Genomic DNA, 25,494 nt, shown 5'->3' on the forward strand with positions numbered 1-25,494 from the left:
ATTGGACATAACAATGCGGAGAAGAGATTCCAAGGTATGGTTATGATCTAAACCGGATGGCCGCTCCCAGCCAGCTTACCTGCAATACCTTGGTAGCATACCTGCAAAGAAACCAGACCCCATCCTCTTTCAACTGTTCCGATTCAGCGACTATCCATTGAAGCATGAATTTTCTCTCTCCCTTGCATTCGAGTTTGTAATGTGGCTTCCAGCGCTTCCCGAATGGAGGAATGGCGCATCATCAGCGGATGGAAATGCTCGTACGACAGCGACAGCAGCAAGCAAGTCGTTGCCGTAACAACCGTGGCCGTTCGCGGAATATGCTGCATGAGCGCTATTTCTCCAAAATGATCGCCGTCTTCCAAAACGGCAACTTTGCGTCGTTCCCCCGACTTTGAAGTGACGACGATCTCTACTTTGCCTCGCGCGATCAAGTAAAACTTTTCCCCCTGATCGCCTTGTTCCACGACCGCCTCGCCTGCTTCGAATTTCTCGGCAACAAAGAGCCGGGATATTTGATCCAATGCTCCTTGTTCAATCCCCTGGAAGAAGGGCAGCTGCTGCAAACGATCCGCCTGCACCTGCGCGCTTCCGCCTCCTCTGGACAGGACGAATCCCTGCTGCTTCTCCCACATTCGGCGATACACACCATCCTGTTCCATCAATTGTTCATGCGACCCTGATTCCGCTACCCGCCCTTTATCGAGAACGATGATACGATCGGACAACGCCGCATACGCGAGACGATGCGTCACGGAAATAATCGGTCTGCTGCGTCCAAGCGACAGGATCGTTTCATTCACAGATTGTTCGGTATCCGGATCAAGCGCAGATGTGGCCTCGTCCAGAAACAAAACGTTCGGACTGCGCAGAAGCGCCCGGGCCAGCGCAATCCTCTGCCTTTGACCGCCGGATAAATTATCGCCATGATTGCGAATAACGGTATCATAGCCATCCCGAAATCCGATGATCGTCTCGTGAATCCCTGCCGCCCGCGCAGCTTCCTCCATCTCTTCCTTCGTCGCATCCGGCTTGCCCACAACAATATTGTCCCGGATCGAAGCGTGGAACAGGATCGAGTCCTGAAAGACGATGCCCACTTGCCCAAGCAGCGAAGCATAACGGGCCTCCCGAATATCCCTTCCGTCATACAGAACCGCTCCGCTTTCCGGATCGGCAAACCTCAGCATCAGCTGGAGCACCGTGCTTTTTCCTGAGCCGCTGGCACCGACGATAGACGTATGCCCGCTGAGCGGTATACTCAGATCAAAATGCCGCAGCACAGGCTCCCCTGGAACATAAGCAAAAGTGACATCGCGCAGCTCGACATGCGTTCGGATAGTTGGCAGTTCCTGAACCCCCCGCTCCGTCACATCGGGTTTCCAATCCATCACTTGCTGCAAACGCTGCAAACTTGTTCGCGCCGCCAAGAAATGCGGCAGTACAGCGGATATGCCGTACATCGACTGACCAACCGTAACAAAAATCGAATTAAAGGCGATAAATTCGCCAATCGAGAGTCTGCCGTCGAAGGTCAAATAGCTGCCGTATGCGAGAATGATCGCCGTCAAAATCGAGATGGCAAGCACAGGCATCCGGTTCAAATTGGAATCGACGAAACTCCTTTTCACACCTATTGAAGCCATTGTATGAAGAATTCCTTCCACTTTCGTCAACATGCTTTGGCGCAAATCGAACACTCGAATAACCCGATATGCCTTCATGCTCTCATCAATCGATCCGTTGAACTGCTCAAGATGCCCATAATAGACATTGGCTAGCGCAAGCGAACGGTTCCTGAACATCCTGTAAGGTATGAATACTAAAATCGAGCCGCCCAGCGCCAGCAGCGTAAGCTTCCATTCCATCGTAAAAAGGATGCTTAGCCCAATCACGACGCTTAAGGCGGACAGCAATCCCCCGCTGAACGTCTGAAGCACGGCCGTCTTAATCACCGGAATATCTTCGGAATACCTGGCAAGAAGATCACCCACTTGAAACCGTTCATAAAAGCGATGAGACTGCGGCAGCATGTGCCGAAAAAGAGAGAGCCGGTAATCAAACAACATCTTGGCACCCAATTTGGCTTTGGCATAATCGCTGGAAATTCCGGCAATCACGTTAAGCAATCCCAGGGCAAGCAATACACCTACAATAATCGCCAGTGCCTCGATATCACGCGGCATCAGAGCTTTATCGATTAAATATTTATAGCTGAGCGAGGAAAAGTATTGGAACAAAAGGTCAAATAAGACTCCTAATACGATGAGGAAAGTAAAGAAGGGCGACGAGCGAATCGAAGTAAGTATAGTTTTCCATAGCACTTTTGCCAGTCTCCTTTATACGGTTCTTGCAATTTGCAAAACTAATATTATAGATTCACTTTAACGGATGAAACTACTGCGCAAACTGAAAAGAAAGCGCTTCACGTGAGGTTTGATTGAAAATTTCTGAACTGCGTGTCGAAACTTAGCACATCATCGGTTATAAAAACATGGCATTTATCCCATAACAATACTAAGCAGGAAAATCAAACAGATATACATAATTAATTAAAGGAATACAGAAGACAACACTTAGGAGGTAAACATGGGCAGATTAGTTCATTTTGAGATTCATGTCGATGACATGGAGCGTGCCAAGAAGTTTTATGGCGAGGTATTCGGATGGACATTTGAAGATTGGAGCAGTTATGCTGGAATGCCCTATTTTGGAGCTGTGACGGGTGATGCCAATGAAATGGGTATTAACGGAGCGTTAATGCAGCGCCAAGGTCCTTCCCCTGAACCTGGCAAGCCTTTGAATGGTTATGCCTGTACAATGGGAGTAGCGAACTACGATTCTACTGAAGCGAAAATTATTAACCATGGCGGCAAGATTGCCATGCCTAAGTACGCCCTTCCGGGTATGGCGTGGCAAGGCTATTATACGGACACGGAAGGTAATATTCTGGGTATTCATCAACCGGATAAGAACGCTAAATAAACTCCTTTTTTTATCGCAAAAACCCAGTCCGTATGCGGACTGGGTTTTGATGTTATGAGGGAGGTTACATACTCCCGTACAAAAATATGATCGTAGCGCGATTCGGCACCTTAGCTACCGCACCGCCTAAACCGTGTAAGAAAATGGAGACCCCAGAAGTAGGCGGTGATTCAATGTAACGCCGTATTGTCGCAATGGCAGCCTCGGGCAGCCGATGATAGACGTAGGGTCCGACACTTTTAAACGGAAAAGGAGTTGTTGGCGTAGTCTTCGTTAGCCTGAAAAGAAATGCTTGGATGAATGTGGAGGACTGTGAGAAAGTTTATTTTGTGTTATCCAAGGATAACGGATGTCGTGTCACTGTAATTCCCAAAATATATCTATCCCCTTAGATAGAATCGTGCTTTCATGTATTTAGATTTCATTCCGATGTTTATTACGTATCGTTTTAATTCGCTTTTTTTCTTTACATAATAACTCGTTTAGTTTTTGAACATGCTCTGAATTTGAAAGGCTGAACCGATATTTATTTAATAATTGTTGGATTATTTCGGTTGTTTCATCCGTTTCCTGTTGTTCCCTTAGGAGTAATTCATCGCTTGAGACTTCAAAAAAGTCTGCAAGTGCGTTTATTTCAGCGTAATTTGGAATCTTCTTCCCCTTCTCGAACGAAGAAAGCAAGGTTCTGTCAATATTAATAACGTTCGATAATTGTTGAATAGATAGCCTTTTATGATTCCTTAGTTTTTTTAACAATTTGTAGTTAAAAATATGCAACACCTTCACCTATAAATAAAATCATTCTTTTCTTAACAACGTATAGTTACCTTTCAATACCTCATCATTATATCACCAACTTACAAATTAAGGATATTGACAGAACACTTTTATAAAGGACAAGATATTGCTGTTTAACGCAAAAAGCCCCTTATGCTTGTTATAGCAGGGAAATCAAGAAAATCCCTATGGACGTACAGCCAATTCCCACCCACTGATTCCACGAAGGTTTTTCACCGCCTAGAAACACGCCCCAAAACAGAGTCACCACGGCAAACAAGGATGTTGCTGTAATCACAATAGAGGTATCCTCTAAGCCCAGCCCAAGGTTATAGCAAACTAGAGCTATTGCATCAAGAATGCCAACGATGATAATCAAACCTGCGTTCTTTTTATCCGGAAGTACTATACGCTTCTTAAAACATGCATACACAACAGGAAGCAAAATCGTGGCTTGCAGGCGACCGATCCAAACCGTTACCAGACCGCCTAAGGCTTCATGCGGATAGCGCAGTCCAAAGAACGCCGTACCGAGAAACAGCGCAGCAAAAATCGCCCAAACCGCTCCGCTCTCCAGTTTCTGGCCAGATCTGCTCTTCCCTCTATCAGATAAGACCAAGGTTGTAAGAACTATGCCGACTAGCGTCAGTACAATAGCTGCCAGTTTCACAATGCTGAGCCGCTCTCCAAACACAAAGGCCAGAATAACGGTGAAGACCGAGAAACTGGACGCGATAGGTGCAACGACGGAAGACTTGCCGGAAACCAGACCTTGATAAAGAAATAGAATACCGATCAAGTCCAGTGCCATCCACAAGCTGGCTGCCGCTACATGCGACAAAGAATTCAAGTTATGCCACTGTCCATACCAAGTCACCGCTGACGTCAGAAAGACAAAACCAACGACCTGCATGTAAAAAAGGGTAGAGAAAACCCCTGTATTTTTGCTTGCTTTACCTGCAAAAAAATCAGCTGTACCAAATGAAAAAGCCGACAGAAGTCCGAATAGTATGCCATTCAAGGAAGATTCCTCCTTTGCTATATAGTTGTTCAAGCAACTATTTCTTATGCAAATAAAATTATCATGAATTACTTGCGTAGTCAACAAAAAATCAAGTAAGATCTATAAAAGCGAAGATTCAGGAGGCATTACCTTATGCACCGACTAGAAGAAGAACAGTTGTCCGTATGGCGTGCATTTGTAAATGCACATGCATCCGTAATTGAACGAATTGAAAAGGATTTATCCGAGCAGCGGAAAATACCGTTGACGACTTACGATGTCTTGGTAGCCTTGTATCAATCCCCAAATAAAAAGCTCCGGATGACCGATCTTGCTAAAAAAGTGGTTATAACCCGCAGCGGTCTGACACGCGTTGTTGAACGATTGGAACGTGAAGGATTCGTAATAAGAGAACGAACGGAAGAAGATCGGCGGGGAGCTTTTGCCATTTTGACGCGGGAAGGTAAAAAGGCGTTTCTCGCCACATGGCCAACATATGCGGACGGGATATCGAACTATTTTCTCAACGTCCTAGACGAAGAAGAACGTACGATAATCGAGAGAGGGCTGTCCAAAGTATATCGTGCCCTGCAGGACGAACGCTGATCGACGAGCAGGAAGCGTGTTTACCCGCGCGGGCGAATCTATACAAAAGAAAGAAGCACTCTCTCGGGTGCTTCTTTCTTTTGTATGGAGGTGAGACATGGCTTGGAAAATCCACTATCGCCGCCGCGTGTATCGGGGTCGATACCCAAACTCAGGCTTAGTTCCCACGTTTCGGTTAATCCATCAAATATAAATCGCCAAACTCGTTAATATCTTTGGCTGTTGCTATTCCGCTGTTGTATTCCAGCCAACCTTTGCGACCGCTCCCGTCATTGTCATTCACAACCATGGAAAATTTCAATTTCGTTCCTTGCGTGATCAACGCAGTATCTGGGGTCAATTCACTCCAAGGAATTGCAAGTTCGTAGATCGTTTTCTGGCCTTGGCGTTTGACTGCTTCATGGATGTTGACGGAGCCATCGGTACTAAAGCTTTTCGGTGCAATCCAGCGCCAATTGGTCAAGTTCCCATTGTCATTCAGAGCAACCCCCATCTCGTGATATTCGAGAGGAACGCTTCCATCCGCATTGGCGAAACCAATCCCTAGCTGTATGCTATCTCCATTCCAGATCATACTACTGTCCGCTGGTTGAGAATGAACATCGTCAGTAACGTCCACCGCAACATATAAGTAGTTCGCGTCCCAGGATAAATAGCCGACTGCGCTGGCATCTTCTTTTCCTTTCCAATCGTTGATGGCAACGCCATTCACCTCGAAACTTACCTGATCCTGCCATTCATCCAAATTGCCGTCGATCGTTATTCGCTTCTGGATTTTATGAACTAGAAGTGCAGGAGACGAATCCTCCGTAATTTGCAGGAGCGTGCCTGAGGCGTTGAATCCTTTGAGGGTTCGTTTGCCTTTTGCCAGTTCAGGGATGGTGAACGTCTTGCTTTTCCCTGGTTCGAGCTGATCCACACGGATTGAGAATGTTCCTTGATTCGATTGCTCCGTTTCGTAAGTGACTTGCAGAGAGCCGTTGAACTCGCTTTTTGATGCGTTGGTAATTTGCAGATGAGTTTTTATTTTATGGTCTGTGGCATCCCAATAGGAATCGAAGCTTTCTTTTACAGGATCGACGACTTTAACGTTCATCGCAAAGCGCGGCTCAGGCTGTTGACTTTGATCTAGCGAGACGAAGATCGAATGATTCCCTCGATTCAAACCTACAGGAACTTGAACCCTTAGAGACTGGGTATCTTCATTTTTCCCTAGCGACCATTCATTAGGCAAATTAACTTTGATCTGCCCATTAACGGGATTGCGGAATCCTTCAGGCAATTGAATGTCAAAAGCATCGCCGGCAACGGCTTCGATACCGACTCTTTCCGGGAGCCATTCTGTCTTCGGACGACTCATGATGTTCCAGAGAAAGTGTGATGTATTTTCGACAATTTCGTCGAAATACTTTGCATTCTTATAATCGTGCCCAACACCATCCAAGGTGAACAACGTATGATAAATTCCGCTTTTTTCTAATAAATCGTTGAGTTGCAAACTCTGTTGGTATGGGATTAATTTGTCTATTGTCCCATGAATGATGAGAACGGGAGGCAGGTTTTCATGTGCGCTATTCATCAGTAACCCGCCGTAAATATCGATGATTGCAAATATCGGTTTTACGCTGGCAGGATTGAGATCCAAATATTCATTAGCAAAATTCATCGCTAGCTGGCCGCCAGCCGAATCCCCGCCTATAGCCAGATGTGCCGCGTCCAGCCCATAAGCTGTAGCGTTGTTGTTAATCCAGCCAATGACATCGGAGATATCCTCGAAAGCGTCAAAAACCGTATGTGTAAAGTCAGCAAAAGGATCGCTTTTCAGTCTGTAGTCCATTGAAAGAACGGCGTACCCTCGCTTGGCTAATTCCTTGGAAAATTGCTCCGCATCTGTTCTAGTTCCTTCCTTAAAACCTCCTCCATGAATGAAAATAAATACAGGTCTCATCTTGTTGTTATCACCCTCCGGCTCATATAAATCGAATTTCAAGGGTTCTTCGGCTTCAGTCTCATTCTTCTTAGTCGCATAGACGATACCACGCTTTATGTAAACATCGTACACGGGAGATAGATAATTGACGTTGCCTGGCTCGTTGTTAACCGTCGTATAGATGGGCGCTGCTTGGACCGGGGACACTTTCGAAATAGGGGCCTGCCGGCTAACGAATAGCCAAGCTCCTAGTACAATCACTAAAATCGGAAGAACGTAAATGAGCAGCCGCTTCATTATGACAACCTCCTCAAACTTGCAGTGTAACACCAATTTGATGTTTAGTTTAGATTTTCCTTAGTACTTTTACAATGATGTATTCCCCGGTAATTGAGTGCAATATTACGCAATTCCTGGTCACCCTACTTTGACAACTTGTGTAAATAACACAAAAGCAAAGACACCCTATCGGGTGTCTTTTGTTTTTGTATGTTCTTTTTTAGGATATTACAGGAACAATCCCGCTATTGTAGCTGACAATACACTGACCATCGTTGCCCCGAACAGCAGTTTGAGACCGAAACGGGCCACAACATTGCCCTGCTTCTCATGCAATCCCTTTACTGCTCCGGAAATAATGCCGATGGACGAGAAATTCGCGAACGACACTAGGAACACCGAGACGATGCCGATCGTACGTGCGGACAAAGTCGTATGCTTGCCGAGATCAAGCATCGCCACGAATTCGTTGGAAACCATTTTCGTCGCCATGATGCTTCCCGCTTCCACAGCTTCCTTCCAGGGTACCCCCATCACGAAAGCAAAAGGCGCAAAGATATAACCGAGAAGCTGTTGGAAGGATATGCCGAAGACGCCAGTGAAGATGCCATTGACCATAGCGATCAGCGCAACAAAGCCGATCAGCATCGCCGCGACAACGATCGCCACCTTGAACCCATCCATAATGTATTCACCCAGCATTTCAAAAAAAGACTGCTTCTCTTCATCCAGTACTTCCAAAATATCCTCTTCTCTCGAAACCGAATACGGGTTAAGGATCGAAGTGATAATGAAGCCCCCGAATAAGTTTAACACGAGTGCGGTAACAACATACTTCGGATTAATCATTTGCATGTATGCGCCGACAATTGACATTGAAACTGTTGACATAGCGGAAGCGCATAGCGTATAAAGACGATGCTTCGGCAGCATGCCGATCTGCTTTTTGACGGAAATGAATACTTCCGATTGCCCTAGAATGGCGGATGCGACCGCGTTATAGGATTCCAGCTTGCCCATTCCGTTGATTTTGCTGAGCACCAGACCGATATATTGAATAATGAAAGGCAAGATCTTTGTGTACTGCAAAATCCCTATGAGAGTGGATATAAAAATGATCGGGAGCAAAACCGACAAAAAGAATGTCATTTGGCCTTCATTGACAAGACCTCCGAACACAAAATCAACGCCTTCTCCCGCATACGCTAGCAGCTTCTCAAACAACGAAGCAAAGCCACCAATAAGGATCTCGCCGACGGCGGTATGCAGCAAGGCAAATGCAAGCAGCGCCTGCAGGACGATCATGATGAAAAGCGGCTTGTAGCGGATGTTCCGGCGGTCACTGCTTACCGCATACGACAGACAGAACACGACTAACACTCCCAGTATAGCGATTAAGTATCTCATGATGTCTAATTCCTCCGATGTGAATGTACTTTCATTATTCCTTTCTTAAGCGCTCTTATCCCATTTCCTTTAAAAGAGCTCAGCCAAAAATAAAAACCATCGAATGACTTCGATGGTTTCCTACTTATCGCAGTGCTCAGACCTAAGGCATTGCCACTTCAATCCACGTAAGCGCCACAAGTCACATTCACAGCCGCGGCGGTGATGCATCGAGCGCGATCTGATGCCATGAGAACCGCCATTTCCGCGACTTCGGCCAAACTCGGCATCCGTTTAAGCATGGTGCTCTTAGCGTTTTCCTCCAAGATCTGCTCAAAGGTTACTCCTGCACTTTCCGCAAGGAGTTTCATCGCTCCCATCACACCTGGAGTATCTGGCGAACCCGCAGAAACCAGTTCTTACACAGTGCGCCTTCGCAAGTCGAGTTATATAGCTGGTCAATGATTCTACATATCCGGAATTTAACCCAATCGGTTGAAGGGAATACAATCTGCTTACTGGTTTTGAATCAAATTCCTCATCTACAAAGTCCAATTTAGCTTAGATATCCATGCCTTTGCCCCCGCTTAAGTCTGTCCAACTTCTGTTTACTCTGCTTATAAATTTCAATAAGGCTATGATATTGGTTTAGTTCATCCTGATCAAAAGTTTTGAACTGAATGATATTACAGACCTCAAGTTCATGATCGGGAAGAGATGAGACCTGTCAGATGAATCGTATAATACAGAGATACTCCAATCTCCCGTGATAAATGCATTATGAAACCACTGTTCGTGGACTGCTCTCCTACATGAGTAAAGCCAATGGTGAAGTCGAATTCCTGAAGGTGTAACGCAAGCAATGTCTGACTGATATTCTTCGTTAATCATAATGTCCCCCCAAGTGATTATTGTTATTAGTGATATTTTTATAATAAATTATTTCTAATTAAATATTAATGTTGAATTATTACTCTCCGCCAATCGCTCCAGAAAACAAACCATTTCCCCTGCGTATTTTAAGAAAAGCTAACGTGGAAACGAGTGCTGAATAAGCGACACACGAGGCTGCCATCGGACCCAAAAGGCCGGCTTGGAAATGAAATTAAACCACCCAGAAAGCGGCCAACTTCTTGTTCTATTGAATCATGACTACGTTATTGGCATGGTGAACATGCTGTTCACCATTAGTACAGCCGAGGGCGGAAAAGCAATCATTCTTGAGGATTATATCTTGTCCGAATCAGAGAGGGGAGAAGGGTACGGTTCGTTCTTTATGCAAAAAATCATCAATTTTGTCGAACTAAAGGCTCTTTGCGTATATCGTTACTAGTCGATGCCAATAATGGAGCCGCGCAGAAATTTTATGAGGGGGCAGGTTATAATACGGGGTATATACCACCTTAGTCGAGTTAGTGAAGAAGCTGAAATCACAGTATTCATTCATTTTAATGTGTGTCTCTTTTGGAAGAAGCGTCGATAATTAAAAAGACAAGCAGAACGTGAAAATCCTACGCTAACAATTGCGTCGCATCCTGATACGGTCATAATTGGATAAGTTGTGTTGCATTAAGGTATCAAAATACTCGTTTATTTGGCTTTCATACAACACAATTGATCTTGTGCTGCATTCGTTAGCGTACAGAAAAGCGACCATTTTACTGACTTCTTCTCCTTAGCGTTCGAAATCCGCATTTTGTTGGCACGATCCCTTTATGCCAAATTTATCAAAATTTAATTTGACAATATTCTCCACTGGGTATAAAATCTGAAATTGTTATTATTTACAATTTATTAATATACAAGAAGTTTATTACAATTTTTTAGTAGTATTTATTTTCTAGTTCTTTGTTATGAGAAAAAATAGGAGTGAAAAAGAGTGAGGAGGAGAAACTTTTGCAGTCAAGCGCTCAAAAATATGCTATTCCAGTTGTAGGTGCACTGATATTAGATCGTCAAAATCGATTATTTCTTATGAAATCTTCCGGAAAATTTAAAGACGATTGGATTATCCCTGGAGGAAAAATAGAATGTGGTGAAACTATGATTGAAGCATTAAAACGAGAAATCAAAGAAGAAACTAACCTAAATATTGAAAATATTCAATTTTTAGGTGTTCGCGAACAAATTAATTCAGATAAACATTTCATTTTTATTGAGCATATAGCGACTACGATAAACTCAGATGAAGTAATTATTAATTCTGAAGCAGTTGACTTCGGGTGGTTCACGAAATCTCAATTAAATTCAATTAGTATAGCAACACCCACTAAACTCTTAATTGAGGAACATTTATTGCCTAAAAACATGCTGTCTGTATAATATGTCTAATTTCATTGCGTTTTCGTCGGTTTACAGAGCAACTGATTGGTTGTTTTATTAAAATAAAATAATAAGAAACCACTACCAACGCTTATGACGGGGCCATGGTAGTGGTTCTCTGGAGGAGTGTTGTTTCTTTGTCATGCAAAAAAATAACGTTCCCAAATTCATTTTAGACGATTTTAATAGAAAAATACAGGCGTATACAGAAAATGGGGTAGATCCAACATTTCGGTTTTATACGCTAAGCATTAGCGGACACGTATTCGCCCCATTCCTGACGGCCTTGGCGGACGTAACAAACCGGTTAGGGAAATCCGCTGTTTATGCGTCTGAACATCCTTAGCTTATATTTTCCGCGTTAAAATGTTGGCTGGACCCCTAAATAGTTTTCTTCAATCATGAAATTTTTCGGAATATTAGTATTTTGCATTTTTGAGGGGGACATTATGCTTTTAGCAGATTCATTAAGAACTTTTCGGTTAGACACTCATGCTAATGACTTTGATCCAAGGAATCTTATTTACAATAAAGAAGTAACCTTAAACCGAATAACCACTTTGTATCCATATCAGTTAAGTAACGATAACCATACATTAAATGAGCTTTATGAAATATATCGTAACTTCCATATACTACCAGATATATTTTTAGCAGATTGCCGCCCACTCGATCATACAATGTCATTCAGTGTCGATGAATATGTAATTCAAAAACTACCCACATCCTATATGGACCAGGCATTAGCTGACGGATTTCTTGTAGAAGTCCATGGAATCCACTGGAAACACTTTGAAGTCATTTATGGGATTCTTGGTTATTCAAATATAAGTAAAATTGATTTTGAACATAACTTATCTACAAAACAATTTAACTATGAAAGACCTAAATATTATTATGCTGAGAGGTATGATAAAAAGGTATTGCTACTGTGTGTCGCTCCGGGCCAGGATTATCTGGTGCATTACTCAAATCTTATTAAACATTTTATTAAATTAAGAACGACAAAACCCGATATTCTCAAAGTTTTTTGGTATCCTCTAGCTGAACAAAGCTTACCTTTTTGGACAGGTATCAACAATGAATTAATTATGCCGGGAGATCGTATTATTCTTGGATATGTTGGTGAATTCAACAAATTACTAGACGAAGAACTTAGCTGTTTGTTAATAAGCAGATACGAGAACTCATACTTTTGCATTTCTCGCTATAAGTTAAATGATAGTTTTGTTTGCCTTTTAGGGGTTAAATTTAGTTTTTGGGGATGTATTAGTGCAAAGCTAGTTTCCCATCTATGTCAACTTGGGTGCAGTGAAATTATCTATGCAGCAAAATTAGGTGCCTTATCAAGTACCGAAGATTTGTATAACAAGGTTTTTTCACCTACTAAATACTTAATTCTTCGACACAATCAAATATTAGGTGAAATTTGTGATGTTAAAAATCCTATTGCAGATTTATTTCCAGAAATAAATACAGGTTGGCATGTATCGGTACCGACCGTTCTAGAAGAGAATTATCAGCAAAGAGAAATCATAAACAGATATCATGCTTTATCAATTGATAACGAAATTTCTCAAATGGCACTAGCAATATCGAATTATAATAAAGAAAAGTTAAAAGCGGTTACATTTGTACCACTTCATTTTGCAACAGATTACGTGCGAGATATACCCGAAAGATTACACAATGTATTATTTGATTTAAGTAATAATCGTTCATTCCAAGCTATTGAAGCTAAAAATTTAGTACTAGATAAATTATTTACTTATCTATTAGCCTACTTAAAATTGTAAAACAAACTTTGGAGGAATAATAATGGAAAATTTAAGCATGCAGTTAAGCAGTAGTAATTTGTTAGCTCAAAGAAATTTACGTGTAGGTCTTATTGGTATTGGTCCTCACAGTGAAGAAAATTTAATACCTGCAATAGCAGTAACAGAAGATATTTCTCTAATAGCAGTAGCTTCTAGAACACCAGAAAAGCTAGAAAGGATAAAGAAAATATTCCCTGTTGTCCATGGATATTCAAATTGGAGGGATATGCTCGATCCTCAAATTATTGATGCGGTTGTTATTTCCGCACCCCCCGATTTACATTATGAAGTTGCAAAAGTAGCACTCGAACTAGGTATCCATATATTTATTGAAAAGCCACCTGCTCCAGATCTAAAAACTCTTCTAGACCTAGTAGATAGAGTAAAAAAATGTCCCGGTATTGTATGTAATGTAGGTTACAATTTCAGAACATCAGGGGCACTAAAAAAAGCTATTGCATTGTTTAAAGAAAATGACGACTCTCATAAGATTGTAGGCTGTAAAATTCGTTTCTTGAGTTCTAAACCTAGAACGGTAATGTGGAATAACACTTCTGTTCTTGAAAGTTTCCTCTACGCTGTTGGTATTCACGCGCTTGATTTTGTGGTTAATTTATTCGGGGAACCAGTTAAAATTAATGCTGAAATTCTAAATTTAGATAACGGGCAAAAATTTTCATTAATTGTAACCATAAATTTTGCTTCCGGATTCCATACTACTCTGGAAATGGGCAATTACTCCAATAAATTTGATAGCAGATTTGAATTTCTTTCATCTGATGGAAAAGTATGTATCGTTGATAATTTATCTAAAATATCATTTTTAGACGAAAATATTAGTAAAGTCTCCCCGTTTAATGGTAAAGAAAATTTAGTTTACGATTACTCAGGTTTAAATGGAGGATATGAACGCACAGGCTATTCAGGTGAGATTTCTGTATTTCGGGATATGATTCTCGGTCGACTAAAACCAAGTTGTGGCATTTCTGAGTCCGTTGCAGTATATAAAATTATCGATGAGATTCTAAGAAAAACCAAGGAAAAATAGTGTCATTTATTACTTGCTGGGGGATATCCAACATGTGACATAAAACCCATGCTAAGGCTGAAACGATTGATACACAAGAATTTTTCTTTCCATCTCAAAATTAACGTATCAAATACGTAACCGGTTTAGCTAGAAACAATCCGCGTTTATTTAATTCTCGAAAATGTCTTAGCGTGGGTTTTACGTCATTGGGTTGGCGGTACCTGTTACTTTATTTTAAATCAAATGTAGATTCGGGGAATATACATGAATGTTAAATCTTTAATATCAGTAAACAATGAAATGAAAGGGATACTAGTTGTTTTTTTCTCACTTATTTTCACTTCACTTTCACCCATAGTGAACAAGTTCCTAGTCAATTCTTTTTCTTACGTTGACGTGGCAATCTTTACATCGATTCTCCAAGTTTTATTTTCTTTTGTACTTATATTAATTCAAAAAGTCGAGATCTCTTGGAAAAAATTCTTTTCCTCAATCGATACCTCATTTCTATATACAATAGCAATACTAAGCATGTTTATTAGCGCAAATAACTTAAGTCCAATATATGTTGGATTCATTGGGAGATTTTACGTTGTATTTTCTACAATCCTATCGGTTGTTATTCTTAAAGAAAAAATACAAAAAGTAGAAATTGTTTTTATAGTTTTTGCAATTTTAGGTACATTTTTATTTGTTTCAAAGGAGAGCTCTGATAAACTGATTTTTATTGGTGTTATATTTTCATTTTTATATACTTTCTGCTTTTCTCTTACGAATATTTTGATTAAATTTAAAGAAGGAAAAACACATTATCTTGCTTCTATGCTTTATAATAATCTTGTGGCTACTATAGTGATTTTGTCTTATAGAATGTTTTTTGTGAAAATTCAATTTGCAACCTCTCAAATAACATTTTCTACGAGTATCCTTTTCATCCTTTCAGCATTGTGTGGGTTTCTTGGGACATTTCTCCTTTTTTATGCACTTAAATTTATTTCGTTCACATTCTCAAGTATTATCCGCTCATTCAGCCCTGTTTTAGTTGCACTTTTTTCCTGGCCTTTCTTTGGAATGGATCTTTCGCCTCTTAATATTATTGGATGTATACTTCTTTTCTCTTCAGTTGTGGCGCTTACAGTTTACCAAAGTAGTTATAAACAAAGACGGGAAAGAACAAAACCATCATCGATAAAAGTTGATGAAACCATTATATGACACAATTGATCTTGTACTGCATTGCTTAGCGTACAAAAAATCCTAGATTTTGCTGGACTCGTGGCTTTAGCGTACGAAATTCGCGTTATGTTAGCGCAACCCCAATAAAAGAGAAGTTCTATAAAAAAAACACTCCCTGATAGGAGGCCACTGAAAAACTTGTATTTTTTCGGAATAGCTAAGAGGCACGAATCAAAGGACGACCTTCATTCCCAGTTTTTTTGGGTGGGGGTCGTCTTTTCGTTATCTAAGCAGGCCTATATGGATAATTTCTTATTTCATCAGCTTTAATATTCGCTTTAGATTATCCGTGAATATGGCCATAGCACCTTGGAACTCCATCCCTAATAGACCCGAGGATGTGGCTATATCATACCCGTGCCTGTGCTTGAGTTCACTTTTCTTTGCTTCAATTTTGTAGCGTTCTTCTCTTTTTCTTTGAACTTGTGATTCACTTAAATTGAGATTCCCTTCAATGTGAGCAAATGTTTTTTGAAAGTACATATAAGCCCCTGACTGAATACTCCGGCGAGAGAGAACCAGCCCTCCGTCGTTTTTGAGCCACACTTCCGGGGGTGAGAGCCATCGCATGAACCACTGCTAGAATGAACTTTATGTGTTTGTCGAAAGACAGCGCAAATCATTCTTGAGGAGGTCATACAATGACCCAATATCGTGAAATCCTGCGGCTTCAAAGTCAAGGGATCAGCCAGCGTAACATCGCTGTCAGTCGTGCCTACTCGCGCAATAACGTCCCCAAAATCATTCAACGAGCAGAAGAGCTTGGAATCGTTTGGCCGTTAGAGAAGGATCTAACGGATGGCAGAACTCCGTCAGCGCCTGTTTTCTGAAGCCGAGAAACCGTCAACTCGAAAGCATCCGGATTACGAGTACATCCATAGGGAGATGGCTAAGAGCGGCGTGACGCTTAGTCTACTCTGGAATGAGTATTGCGAGAACTGTAGGTCGAGTAAAGAGATCCCGTCAATGTGTTCGCAGTTCTGCCACCACTATCAGCAGTTCACCTCGAAGACGAATGCAACCATGCGTTTGGGTACACGCCAGGCGAACAGCTCGAAGTGGATTGGGCCGGCCAAACGGCGTTCATCATTGACCGCGAGACTGGCGAAATTATCACGATGTATTTTTTGTTGGAGTGCTTGCCTACAGCCAATATGCATACGTGGAAGCCTTCGCTTCACAAGATCAGGGAGAGCTGGATTACGGCTCATATCAATATGTATCACTTCTTTGGCGGGTTCACTCGTGTACTTACCCCGGACAATCTGAAGACCGGTGTAGAGAAAGCATCCGGGCACTCCCCCGTGTTCAATAAGATCTAGCACGAGATAGAGAAAACAACTATATATCTACCTGGTTGTTTTATTGATTAATCGAGTTAATTTGAATTCGATAAATTCAAGAATTTCATTTTGAATACCGGAATCAAGTTCTCTTACTTTCACAAGCATTTCAACCTGTAAATTCGAAAAACTATTTTTTTCAAAATCATCCATCACTAACCAATTCAAATCCGTTTGAAAGATCTTACTTAACTGCTGTAATGTTTCAACTGCTGGCTTAGATTTCCCTTTCTCGATCTCACTGGGCGTACCTTGACTAATCCCAATTAATTTCGAAAATTCAATTTGAGTCAAGTCATTTGATTTTCGAATTTGTTTTATTCTCTGTCCAATATCGTTCAATTTTGAAATCCCCTTTGTTAGTGCCAAAATAACAGAAAAGCCCTCAATTATGAGGACTTTTCTGTTTGGACCTTTGCACTTACCACGGTTAGAATTTGAAGCATTTCTTTGCCGTAGGTACTTTTATGGAGGTGAGCCGTGGCTTGGTAAATCCACAACACGCCGTAGCGTACTTATGTTGGGTCGTTCACTGTTTTCAACTTATTTCCAATATGTCCAATAATACATTTTCTTGTTTTTTCGTCAGGAATAAAAAAGATCCTACCCGCACCCGGAGTCATCCTTAAATGCCAAGAAAATGTCTTGTGCTCTCCGTCAGGACATAAAAAGGTATGTTCCTCTCTATAATGATCTAATGTTCTTTGGCTTTCTGGAGTAACCTTGAATGGCAATAGCTGACTATCAAACCCACCCTCTACCCATTTTGTAAAGTAGTCATTCAATTCGAATAACCTATTCCTGATCTGTTTAAGGATTAGTTCTCCTTTGCCGAATTCAAATAGCTGAGCTAATGACCTATCACAAAATGTTAGTAATGGGAATATTTCCTCTAAATTATTTCTCCATTCTGTATCCTCACTGGCTAATCTTTTCCGAATCTCAAAAAATGGCTTATGTAGATTAAGATGTTTAAAGTCACTAATATGGCGAATTTCAATGTCATCTTCAAATAATTCACCTAATGAATTTAACTCCACGAATTTAAGAGCAAGAATATGAGTGTCCCACTCTTCCCCAGACACTAAGCTAATTGCTATTCCATCTACTAAATGGGCAACACCTAGGCCCTTACAAACTTTCTCTTTGTATTTAAATTCAGATGAAAGAAAATTTTCATACAAGCTCGATTCGTTATGTGCATCGATGTATGGTCTTCTACTAACTCTAGCTTTAAAGAATCTTTTTAATTCTAGGTCTACATCTTGATCATTCAGCCATTGTATAATTTTGTATTCATTTGCAATGCACAAATGAATAAAATCATCTGCTACTCTTAAATCTTTACTTAAACCGCGACTAAATAGCTGCTGTAATAATAAAACAAAATGTTTCATTCTTTCTCGAGCTACAACAAGACTATTAGTTGGTTCTGATATTGATAATTCATTAAATATTAATTCCACTGGTCATATTTCTCCTTCGGAAGTAAAAAGCAATTGATCTAAGCTTTTATCCCATTCATCGAAGAAATCTTCAGGCCAACTATCTATACGACCGTTCCTATCAATTATTAGATTTTCTATGTAATGATACGGTTTGCCGTGAAGCTCTCGTTTATTAAAAAAATTAATTGATATATTATCAGGACTAACTTGTCTACTGTGAACAGCTAACCTAATTCCATTTAATACATGATCACTATGTGTTTCTGTAATGACTTGGACACCTCCCATTGAAGCAAAGGCCATTAATTTCCCAATAATTGATTGACCTTTGGGGTGCAGGTGTGCCTCAGGATTTTCTATTAGTAATATGGATCCTGGTTTAGCAGCGAGCAATGAAACTAACACAGGCAATGTATACGTCAGTCCAAAACCCACATTTGTGGCTCTAAATGAATTGCTTATATCTCGATCACTAGTAAATCTGTATCTTAAACTTAAGATGTCCATTTCTGTATGATCACCGATAACAACTTTTGTCCCAGGTGTAATAATACTAAGCCATGCATCTATTTGAGATTTCAAACTCTCTGAAACACCATCTGGGTGAATTAATAATTTATTATGTATTGTTTCGTTTTGAAAAACTGACAAATAGTGTGTTGTATATTCTCCGTTAATACCAATGGTATTCTGTTGCTTTACTTTATAATTTGACCTATTAAAATATGTACGTGGTCCTATTCTCTCAGCACTTAAATACTGGAATTTTTCCGAAAAAATTTCTACAAATTGATTATCGTAATTGCTTGAGATAGTAGGTAATATATCAGTGGATTTATCATATCCAAAAACCCATTTTATTTCTTCCACATTATTTTGTTCCAACATAATACTAACTGTCTCTTCTTCGGCATTTTCGTTTAATACATCTTGTCCGAGACCTATATACAGCAAATCCCCATTTAGAGATAATCCCTGATTGTGAATTGTGCCTTGTAAAAAAGATTGTCTAAGTAAAAGCAATGATTGAATTACAGTAGATTTTCCAGCACCGTTTAATCCCGTCAAAAGTGTTAACGGTTTAAGTTTTATTTCCTGATCTTGGAAGCACTTTATATTCTGTAAATGTAACTTCGATATCATGCTAACACTTCCTTTATCAACCTTTCTATTTTTGAAAACCTGTACTGTACACGTCTTGGATCCCCAGTACCTTGTGAAATTGCTCCATCAAAATCTTTATCTTTCATTAATTCTATAAACTTCTCTTTTATTAATTCGCGATTATTGACTACTTTTTCGCATTGTTCATCATTGAGAAGCCCTAAATTAACTGACCAAGTATCAAATAAAGCCTTGTTCATCTGCTTTCGACCATCGCTAGCTTTGTATCTTCTTCGGAAAGCATCGTCTTCAAAGATTGATGCAGAATTTATCATTGCCTTTTTAAATTTATTTTGTAAGTCAGTCAACTCATTCTCAGTCTTTTTATTAAGAGAGCTCATTGCAGAATTAAGAAAATTCTCGAGATCTGGAAAATAACTTTTGTATGAAGTCATGGTAAATGCTAGAAACCTTAAAACAAAATCTCGATCTTCCATTCTTTCTGTCTTAACAGAATGACAAGTAGCTGTTAGAAACTCTTGGCTTTCAGCTAAATTCTTAAGAAAATTAGATGCTGCTCCTTGATTTAAAGCATGTCGTATTTCCTGAGGAGTCAAAGGAACTCCCCCTGTATTAATCCTTTTAAATATGTTATACTTCACCTCTTCCGGTGTCCCGTCATTTATTACAAATGCTATAATTTGCGTTTCTTCAATTCTTCGTTGTATATGCCTTGGCAGCTCACCAAATAGAAGTCCTTCAAATTGAGTTACATACTCCATATTATGAAGTTTTAAATCTTGATTAATTACAAATCTTTTTAGAGCCGTAAGACGCTGGAGCCCATCAACAATAAGCCAGTTATTATCATTACTACCATCAAAATAAAAGGCTGGGAGAGGAATTCTAATTATTAGTGACTCAATTAATCTACTTTGCTGAGAATCATCCCATAATCCACCCTTACGTTGAAAATCAGTCAATAGATTTATTTCTTTTTCTCTTAACCTTTTAACTAGTAAATCAACAGTTAGTGATCTTTGTGTAATATCAATTTTGGCCGGGTCAAATGGATCCGTAATTAAGTTTTCACTAGAGTCATCTGTCTTTTCAACTTCATCCTTGTCCTTAGCAAAGTAATCAAACAAGGATAACTGCTCCATTTCAGTCATATGCTACACCCCACTTAATACTAGTATCTCTTTCTAATTATATCCTTAGCCCTAACTAAAATACATAGTTGTAAATGATTTAAAAACACAAAAAGTTTACCGAAACTATACGGTAAACTTTTTGTGGATTTAACATATGGAGGTGAGGGGAGTCGAACCCCTGTCCGAAAATATCGCAACACAGGCATCTACGGGTGTAGTCACAGTTTTGATGTCACCCGAGCAGCGCCCCGTAACCGGCTATGCGTTGGGTCAGCCTGATTGTCTTCCTACGTCCGACCCCAGGCGGAGACCAAACGTCGTATCCCACTATAGTTGAGCCCCTATCCCAGTCACATGGGCGATGCTGAGGAGGAGCACGCTAACAGGTTATTAAGCTGCTAAAGCGTAGTTGTTTTGTGTTTTGCCATTTAATAGGCTTTAGCGTTTTATAGTGGACGCGGCCCCACTACCCGCAACCCGAGCCCAAACTATCCCCGTCGAATCCAAGAACACCCCCGGATTGCCTTCATATCCGTCATAGACGGCGAAGGTTAAGACGCTGCAAGTTGGAACTAGGTTACATTTAAATCTTTGCTGCTAAATTAGTATACCACAAGTTGAAAAAAAATGAACGACTAGGTTCATGGAAGTCGAGGTGCTCACTTCCAGTCTGGACTCAGCCCAACTATCTAGCGATCTTTTGTTTCTCACGCAGTGCACGCTGGATATCTCGTTGTGCATCCTTTTTCGCTGCGGATTCCCGCTTGTCATACTGTTTCTTACCTTTACCTATGCCAATCAGAAGCTTCGCGTAACCATTGCGAATATACACCTTCAAAGGAACGACGGTATATCCTTCTTGCTTCGCTTGTCCTAGTATTTTGGCGATTTGCACTTTCTTCAAAAGGAGTTTCCGCGTCCGCGTTGGATCTTCCGGATTGCTGCGGTTGCCTTGCTCGAAAGGGCTGATATGCATATTGTGGACAAAAGCTTCGCCATTGCGAATGGTCGAGAAGCTGTCGCCAATGTTAGCCTTACCTGCTCGCAAGGATTTGATCTCCGTGCCGGTCAGGACAAGACCGCATTCATACGTTTCTTCAATAAAATAGTCGTGTGATGCCTTTTTGTTCTGGGCGAGCAATTTGCCATCGGCCTTTTTGGTTGCCACGTGAGATCCTCCTCCCGCATACGGATGACGCGGGTAAATAATGCTACAATGTGCATCCTATTGTAGCAAGATCAAGACCGAAAAGCAAGAAGCGGCGTTATCGCCGCCGCTTCTTACTACCATCGTCGTCACTCCGACGACGTCCCCCCTTGGCGAGCGCGTTCACGCCGCTCGCCCAATCACTAGCTGGGGCTTCGCCACCCAGCGATACCGCACCGCGGCCGCGCTTGCCCTCGCCGCGCCCTGCGCCGCTATCTGTCCGCCCTGCGCCGACAGATTCAAGCCTTGAGCTCAAGCTGCCGCCTTCGCTCAGCTTAGGACCGCGTGCCTTGCCGCCACGCCCTTTGCCGCGGCTGTCGCTCCACGGCGTACTGCCGGCCTTCCCGCGCCGCGGTTTGCCTTGCCCAGCTGCGCCTTCGACGCCAGCGCCCTTAGCTCCTGCTCCAGCTGCGCCTTCAACGCCAGCCTTAGCCGCCTCTTCAATCCTACGAGCAGCTCCACCTTTGCGACGCCCTTGTTCCTGACCTTCTGCTGCCGGCCCGGTATTCACCGCTAAGCCATCGACAGCGTCACCGCGTCTTCTTTTGCCTCGCCCTTGCCCAGCGTTTGCATCGACAGCTCCGTCAGCCGTAGCGCCATCACGCTTTTTCCCTTGAGCATTGGCATAGCCGCCCTTACCTTTAACGGCGAAGCCGCCTTTATCTTTACCTGTTTTGTCTTTACCTGTTTTATCTTTACCAGTTTTGTCTTTCCCTGATTTTCCTTTTCCCTGACCATTACCTGCGCCAGCACCCGGTTTACCACGGAAGCCTTTAAATCCAGCAGCCCCTTTAAACGGCTTGCCACTACCGCCGCCACCGCGTCTGAACCCGCCCTCTTTGCGAGGCTTCATATCCAGCAATTCAAAATCAATCGTATGCTCCTCCATATTCACGCGAGCCACACGGACTTTAATTTCATCGCCGATCCGATAGATCTTGGACGTACGCTCCCCAACGAGAGCAAACTGCCGCTCATGGAAGTTATAGTAATCATCTGTCAAATCGCTTAACCGAATCAAACCTTCAACGGTATTGTCTAGCTCTACGAACATCCCAAAACCTGTCACGCTGGAGATGATGCCTTCGAATTCCTCGCCGACTTTATCCAGCATATACTGAGCTTTCTTCAATGCTTCTGTTTCACGCTCTGCGTCTACAGCGACACGCTCGCGTTCCGAGGATTGCTGAGCAATATCGCTCATACGGGAAGCAAGATATTCATGACGGGTATCCGATAAAGTTCCGCTTTCCAGAACCTCGCGAATAACCCTGTGAATAATGAGGTCGGGATAACGGCGTATCGGAGAGGTAAAGTGCGAATAGAATTCCGCCGCCAAACCGAAATGCCCCAAGCTTTGCGCATCATAACGGGCCTGCTTCATCGAGCGGAGCATTATTTTGCTAAGGACTGTCTCTTCTGGCGTCCCCTTAATGTCTTCCAATAACGTCTGCAGCGCGCGCGGATGCACTGAATTGCCTTTTCCCTTGACCGAGTATCCGAAGTTTGTTACGAATTCCATGAAATTCATCAGCTTCTCAGCATCCGGATCTTCATGGACACGGTATAAGAAAGGTACTTTCATCCACGAGAAATGCTCAGCTACCGTTTCATTCGCAGCCAGCATGAATTCTTCGATCATCATTTCCGCGACCGAGCGTTCTCTCTTCACAATGTCGATCGGCTTGCCATCAGGATCCACGATAATTTTAGACTCCTCAAAGTCAAAATCAATCGCCCCGCGCTTCATCCGTCTGGAGCGCAATCTCGCTGCCAGCTCTTCCATCCGTTTAAAATCGTCCATCAAATACGCATAACGCTCCACAAGCTCCGGCTCTGCTTCGCCTGTAAGCAGTTTACGCACATTCGTATAGGTCATACGCTCGCTAGTCTTGATCACACTCGTGAAAACCTCATGATTCACGACTTTCAGGTTCTCGTCGAACTCCATTTCACAAGACATCGTTAAACGATCTACCTGCGGGTTAAGCGAACAGATCCCATTGGACAACCGGTGCGGCAGCATCGGAATGACACGATCGGTCAGATACACGGAGCAGCCGCGGTTATAAGCCTCGATGTCCAAAGCAGTACCTTCCCGCACATAATAACTCACATCAGCGATATGGACGCCTAAGCGGTAGTTTCCATTCTCCAAAAGCTCCACATTAACGGCATCGTCCAAATCTTTGGCGTCTTCACCGTCAATCGTGACAATCCGCTTCGAACGAAGATCGCGGCGGCCCTGGCTTACAATCTCATCCTCAGTAATCGCATCGGGTGCAGCTTCCGCTTCTTCCAGCACTTCCTCTTGGAAAGCCTCCGGCAGCTGGAATTTGCGTACAATCGCCAAAATATCAACGCCCGGATCGTCCTTATGACCAAGAATCTCAATAACTTCCCCTTCAGCCGCAGAGCGTCCCTCCGGATAGTTAACAATCTTGACAACGACCTTCTGCCCTGTTACAGCGCCATTGAAAGCATGCTGAGGGATGAAAATATCCCGTGTCACACGCTTATCATCAGCAATAACGAACCCGTACGTCTCCTGTCCTTGAAAAACACCTACGATCTGCGTATTAGCACGCGTAATTACACGCACAACTTCGCCTTCCAAGCGGCCTCCGCCTTGGCTTCTGGACGTCACCTTCACGAATACAATGTCGCCGTTCATTGCGGTATTCAAATCATGCGCATTAATGTAGACATCGGGATGCTCCCGGTCTTCGGGAATTAAGAAAGCGAAGCCCTTCGCGTGCGCTTGCAGTCTTCCCCTCACCAAATTCATGCGTTCTGGCACGCCATAACGGTCATTCCCGCCACGGACAATGTGACCGCTTTCCTCTAATTGATTCAATAATTTAATAAAGTCCTTAAACTCATTCGCACCTTCAATACGGAAATGCTTCTCAAGCTCTTTATAGGACATAGGCTTATAAGCCTCTTCTTGCAGCAAACTGATAATATCTTGTTCTTTAATCATCTTCTCTTCACCTTCTTGTTGTTGTTGAGCCTCGCTCAAATTCACCGTGCCTGTTCCTTTACTCCATAGTATGCCACTTGAAGCGAAAGGATAAACGCGGCAATATCGGCATACACAAGCTCTCTCTCTTGATCCAGAAGCAAACCGTGCGAGGATTTCGCATAATAGCGAAGCTCTTTGACTTTGGAGCGAATGCGTTCATGCAGAAACGCTGCGCTTCCCTGATGGACGACGCCATCCCTGCTCCCTTGCCCGATCCATACCGGCGCCTCTACTTGAGGCAGCAAGCTTTTCACATGTTTTAACAGCTTTCGCAAACTAACGACGCAGCGAATCGGCGTTTTGGTATATGCACATGACTCATCTAATAGCGTGGAGAATGTTTTGGGCTTCTTGTCTATGTATTTCTTAAAATACTGCATAATGACCGCCAGAGCTGACTTTCTTGACGTCAAAAAAATCGGCGTAGCCAACGATATGACACCGGCTACTTGACGTTCCACTGCCAGCTTCAGCGCTAATAACCCGCCCATCGAATGCCCCATGACCACTACGCTTTTGCATGCTGCAGCAAGCTCATCGTAACTCTCCAGCACATGCCCATACCAATCCGTCCATCCGGTTCGTATCATGTCTTCGGGTGTGGTTCCATGTCCGGGAAGTCTCACCGCTTGAATGGTGTAGCCTTCCTCCCGCAGTTCATACCCAATGCGTCTAAACTCAGAGGGTGATCCCGTGAACCCATGAATCATTAATATGCCAATCTCCTGCTTCTTACCTCTGCCTGTCCAGAAAAAAGGCTCAGTCGACTTGTAAATTCTGCTCTCGATGGGAAACATCTCCTACCTGTAGGCACGCTTAAAATGAAAAAACAGCAGGAGTAG

The 25,494-nt window shown here is 42.3% G+C and carries 24 protein-coding genes, 1 other RNA gene and 1 pseudogene; 10 read left to right on the forward strand and 16 right to left on the reverse strand.

Going from position 1 to position 25,494, the window contains the following annotated elements:
• Positions 1-40: 40 nt before the first annotated feature.
• Together GC097_RS34775 and GC097_RS18220 are read right to left on the reverse strand one after the other, a co-directional pair.
• Complete coding sequence (locus GC097_RS34775; protein ID WP_281364308.1) at positions 41-166, reverse strand: hypothetical protein; 126 nt, start codon at positions 164-166, stop codon at positions 41-43.
• Positions 144-2,324 (reverse strand): ABC transporter transmembrane domain-containing protein, encoded by a 2,181-nt coding sequence (locus GC097_RS18220; RefSeq protein ID WP_171684732.1) that lies wholly within the window; start codon positions 2,322-2,324, stop codon positions 144-146. Before GC097_RS18220 ends, GC097_RS34775 begins: the two co-directional genes overlap by 23 nt.
• A 265-nt stretch (positions 2,325-2,589) precedes the next feature.
• On the opposite strand from GC097_RS18220, the gene GC097_RS18225 reads away from it, so the two are divergent.
• A complete protein-coding gene (locus GC097_RS18225; RefSeq protein ID WP_171684734.1) occupies positions 2,590-2,985 on the forward strand; it encodes a VOC family protein in 396 nt (131 codons plus the stop codon).
• A 414-nt stretch (positions 2,986-3,399) separates the two neighbouring features.
• Here GC097_RS18225 and GC097_RS35295 read toward each other — a convergent pair whose 3' ends face one another.
• Positions 3,400-3,771: a helix-turn-helix domain-containing protein gene (locus tag GC097_RS35295; RefSeq protein ID WP_376768402.1), complete on the reverse strand. Its 372-nt coding sequence runs from the start codon at positions 3,769-3,771 to the stop codon at positions 3,400-3,402.
• A gap of 151 nt (positions 3,772-3,922) precedes the next feature.
• Positions 3,923-4,783 carry a DMT family transporter gene (locus GC097_RS18235; RefSeq protein ID WP_171684737.1) on the reverse strand — a complete coding sequence of 287 codons (861 nt, stop codon included), beginning with the start codon at positions 4,781-4,783 and terminating at the stop codon, positions 3,923-3,925.
• 135 nt (positions 4,784-4,918) lie between these two features.
• Here GC097_RS18235 and GC097_RS18240 point away from each other — a divergent pair, with 135 nt between their 5' ends.
• The gene (locus GC097_RS18240; RefSeq protein WP_171684738.1) at positions 4,919-5,371 is read left to right on the forward strand and encodes a MarR family winged helix-turn-helix transcriptional regulator; all 453 of its coding nucleotides are present in this window, start codon (positions 4,919-4,921) and stop codon (positions 5,369-5,371) included.
• A 175-nt stretch (positions 5,372-5,546) separates the two neighbouring features.
• Here the strand turns inward: GC097_RS18240 and GC097_RS18245 are convergent, their stop codons facing one another.
• From GC097_RS18245 to GC097_RS18255, 3 genes are all read right to left on the reverse strand, one after another.
• Positions 5,547-7,598, reverse strand: a complete 2,052-nt coding sequence (locus GC097_RS18245; RefSeq protein WP_171684739.1) for an alpha/beta hydrolase fold domain-containing protein — start codon at positions 7,596-7,598, stop codon at positions 5,547-5,549.
• A gap of 210 nt (positions 7,599-7,808) precedes the next feature.
• Complete coding sequence (locus GC097_RS18250) at positions 7,809-8,987, reverse strand: NupC/NupG family nucleoside CNT transporter (protein ID WP_171684741.1); 1,179 nt, start codon at positions 8,985-8,987, stop codon at positions 7,809-7,811.
• Between the two features lie 158 nt (positions 8,988-9,145).
• Complete coding sequence (locus tag GC097_RS18255) at positions 9,146-9,346, reverse strand: SDR family oxidoreductase (protein ID WP_171684742.1); 201 nt, start codon at positions 9,344-9,346, stop codon at positions 9,146-9,148.
• A 719-nt stretch (positions 9,347-10,065) separates the two neighbouring features.
• Here GC097_RS18255 and GC097_RS18260 point away from each other — a divergent pair.
• The 6 genes from GC097_RS18260 to GC097_RS18285 all read left to right on the forward strand — a co-directional run bounded on the left by GC097_RS18260 (position 10,066) and on the right by GC097_RS18285 (position 15,350).
• Positions 10,066-10,299 carry a GNAT family N-acetyltransferase gene (locus GC097_RS18260; RefSeq protein ID WP_171684743.1) on the forward strand — a complete coding sequence of 78 codons (234 nt, stop codon included), beginning with the start codon at positions 10,066-10,068 and terminating at the stop codon, positions 10,297-10,299.
• 563 nt (positions 10,300-10,862) lie between these two features.
• Complete coding sequence (locus tag GC097_RS18265; protein WP_171684744.1) at positions 10,863-11,288, forward strand: NUDIX domain-containing protein; 426 nt, start codon at positions 10,863-10,865, stop codon at positions 11,286-11,288.
• Between the two features lie 142 nt (positions 11,289-11,430).
• Positions 11,431-11,634: a hypothetical protein gene (locus tag GC097_RS18270; protein ID WP_171684745.1), complete on the forward strand. Its 204-nt coding sequence runs from the start codon at positions 11,431-11,433 to the stop codon at positions 11,632-11,634.
• Between the two features lie 103 nt (positions 11,635-11,737).
• Positions 11,738-13,084 carry a hypothetical protein gene (locus tag GC097_RS18275; RefSeq protein WP_171684746.1) on the forward strand — a complete coding sequence of 449 codons (1,347 nt, stop codon included), beginning with the start codon at positions 11,738-11,740 and terminating at the stop codon, positions 13,082-13,084.
• A 22-nt stretch (positions 13,085-13,106) separates the two neighbouring features.
• Entirely contained in the window at positions 13,107-14,153 is a 1,047-nt protein-coding gene (locus GC097_RS18280) for a Gfo/Idh/MocA family protein (RefSeq protein ID WP_171684747.1), read from the forward strand.
• Positions 14,154-14,435: 282 nt separating this feature from the next.
• Entirely contained in the window at positions 14,436-15,350 is a 915-nt protein-coding gene (locus tag GC097_RS18285; protein WP_246294332.1) for a DMT family transporter, read from the forward strand.
• Positions 15,351-15,623: 273 nt separating this feature from the next.
• On the opposite strand, the pseudogene GC097_RS18290 reads toward GC097_RS18285, so the two are convergent.
• Positions 15,624-15,785, reverse strand: a pseudogene (locus GC097_RS18290) (IS5/IS1182 family transposase); the annotation flags it as partial.
• A 227-nt stretch (positions 15,786-16,012) separates the two neighbouring features.
• Here GC097_RS18290 and GC097_RS33935 point away from each other — a divergent pair.
• Together GC097_RS33935 and GC097_RS33940 are read left to right on the forward strand one after the other, a co-directional pair.
• Positions 16,013-16,201: a hypothetical protein gene (locus GC097_RS33935; RefSeq protein ID WP_216625810.1), complete on the forward strand. Its 189-nt coding sequence runs from the start codon at positions 16,013-16,015 to the stop codon at positions 16,199-16,201.
• Positions 16,202-16,339: 138 nt separating this feature from the next.
• A complete protein-coding gene (locus GC097_RS33940) occupies positions 16,340-16,693 on the forward strand; it encodes a hypothetical protein (protein WP_216625811.1) in 354 nt (117 codons plus the stop codon).
• Positions 16,694-16,720: 27 nt separating this feature from the next.
• Here the strand turns inward: GC097_RS33940 and GC097_RS18300 are convergent, their stop codons facing one another.
• From GC097_RS18300 to GC097_RS18335, 8 genes are all read right to left on the reverse strand, one after another.
• A complete protein-coding gene (locus GC097_RS18300; protein WP_171684749.1) occupies positions 16,721-17,056 on the reverse strand; it encodes a helix-turn-helix domain-containing protein in 336 nt (111 codons plus the stop codon).
• Between the two features lie 173 nt (positions 17,057-17,229).
• A complete protein-coding gene (locus GC097_RS18305; RefSeq protein WP_171684750.1) occupies positions 17,230-18,180 on the reverse strand; it encodes a hypothetical protein in 951 nt (316 codons plus the stop codon).
• 3 nt (positions 18,181-18,183) lie between these two features.
• Entirely contained in the window at positions 18,184-19,305 is a 1,122-nt protein-coding gene (locus tag GC097_RS18310; RefSeq protein ID WP_171684751.1) for an AAA family ATPase, read from the reverse strand.
• Complete coding sequence (locus GC097_RS18315) at positions 19,302-20,438, reverse strand: DUF262 domain-containing protein (protein ID WP_171684752.1); 1,137 nt, start codon at positions 20,436-20,438, stop codon at positions 19,302-19,304. The genes GC097_RS18310 and GC097_RS18315 overlap by 4 nt, the downstream gene beginning before the upstream one ends.
• Positions 20,439-20,572: 134 nt before the next feature.
• Positions 20,573-20,937, reverse strand: a transfer-messenger RNA (tmRNA) gene (gene ssrA / locus GC097_RS18320).
• Positions 20,938-21,105: 168 nt separating this feature from the next.
• Positions 21,106-21,588, reverse strand: a complete 483-nt coding sequence (gene smpB / locus GC097_RS18325) for an SsrA-binding protein SmpB (RefSeq protein ID WP_171684753.1) — start codon at positions 21,586-21,588, stop codon at positions 21,106-21,108.
• A gap of 97 nt (positions 21,589-21,685) precedes the next feature.
• Positions 21,686-24,610 (reverse strand): ribonuclease R, encoded by a 2,925-nt coding sequence (rnr, locus tag GC097_RS18330; RefSeq protein ID WP_171684754.1) that lies wholly within the window; start codon positions 24,608-24,610, stop codon positions 21,686-21,688.
• A gap of 41 nt (positions 24,611-24,651) precedes the next feature.
• Positions 24,652-25,362 (reverse strand): alpha/beta hydrolase, encoded by a 711-nt coding sequence (locus tag GC097_RS18335; protein ID WP_246294323.1) that lies wholly within the window; start codon positions 25,360-25,362, stop codon positions 24,652-24,654.
• Between the last annotated feature and the right edge of the window lie 132 nt (positions 25,363-25,494).

Origin of the sequence: Paenibacillus planticolens, assembly GCF_013141725.1 — a bacterium.
Classification (GTDB): Bacteria; Bacillota; Bacilli; order Paenibacillales; family NBRC-103111; genus Paenibacillus_E; species Paenibacillus_E planticolens.

Bases quoted from the DNA above. Each gene is read 5' to 3' on its own strand.
- GC097_RS33935 (WP_216625810.1), top strand. From the start codon at position 16,013: ATGACCCAATATCGTGAAATCCTGCGGCTTCAAAGTCAAGGGATCAGC.
- GC097_RS18260 (WP_171684743.1), top strand. From the start codon at position 10,066: ATGAAATTAAACCACCCAGAAAGCGGCCAACTTCTTGTTCTATTGAAT.
- GC097_RS18310 (WP_171684751.1), bottom strand. From the start codon at position 19,305: ATGATATCGAAGTTACATTTACAGAATATAAAGTGCTTCCAAGATCAG.
- GC097_RS18275 (WP_171684746.1), top strand. From the start codon at position 11,738: ATGCTTTTAGCAGATTCATTAAGAACTTTTCGGTTAGACACTCATGCT.
- GC097_RS18285 (WP_246294332.1), top strand. From the start codon at position 14,436: ATGAAAGGGATACTAGTTGTTTTTTTCTCACTTATTTTCACTTCACTT.
- GC097_RS18240 (WP_171684738.1), top strand. From the start codon at position 4,919: ATGCACCGACTAGAAGAAGAACAGTTGTCCGTATGGCGTGCATTTGTA.
- GC097_RS18280 (WP_171684747.1), top strand. From the start codon at position 13,107: ATGGAAAATTTAAGCATGCAGTTAAGCAGTAGTAATTTGTTAGCTCAA.
- GC097_RS34775 (WP_281364308.1), bottom strand. From the start codon at position 166: ATGCTTCAATGGATAGTCGCTGAATCGGAACAGTTGAAAGAGGATGGG.
- GC097_RS18225 (WP_171684734.1), top strand. From the start codon at position 2,590: ATGGGCAGATTAGTTCATTTTGAGATTCATGTCGATGACATGGAGCGT.
- GC097_RS18270 (WP_171684745.1), top strand. From the start codon at position 11,431: ATGCAAAAAAATAACGTTCCCAAATTCATTTTAGACGATTTTAATAGA.
- GC097_RS18335 (WP_246294323.1), bottom strand. From the start codon at position 25,362: ATGATTCATGGGTTCACGGGATCACCCTCTGAGTTTAGACGCATTGGG.
- GC097_RS18250 (WP_171684741.1), bottom strand. From the start codon at position 8,987: ATGAGATACTTAATCGCTATACTGGGAGTGTTAGTCGTGTTCTGTCTG.
- GC097_RS18315 (WP_171684752.1), bottom strand. From the start codon at position 20,438: ATGACTGAAATGGAGCAGTTATCCTTGTTTGATTACTTTGCTAAGGAC.
- GC097_RS18245 (WP_171684739.1), bottom strand. From the start codon at position 7,598: ATGAAGCGGCTGCTCATTTACGTTCTTCCGATTTTAGTGATTGTACTA.
- rnr (WP_171684754.1), bottom strand. From the start codon at position 24,610: ATGATTAAAGAACAAGATATTATCAGTTTGCTGCAAGAAGAGGCTTAT.
- GC097_RS18255 (WP_171684742.1), bottom strand. From the start codon at position 9,346: ATGGGAGCGATGAAACTCCTTGCGGAAAGTGCAGGAGTAACCTTTGAG.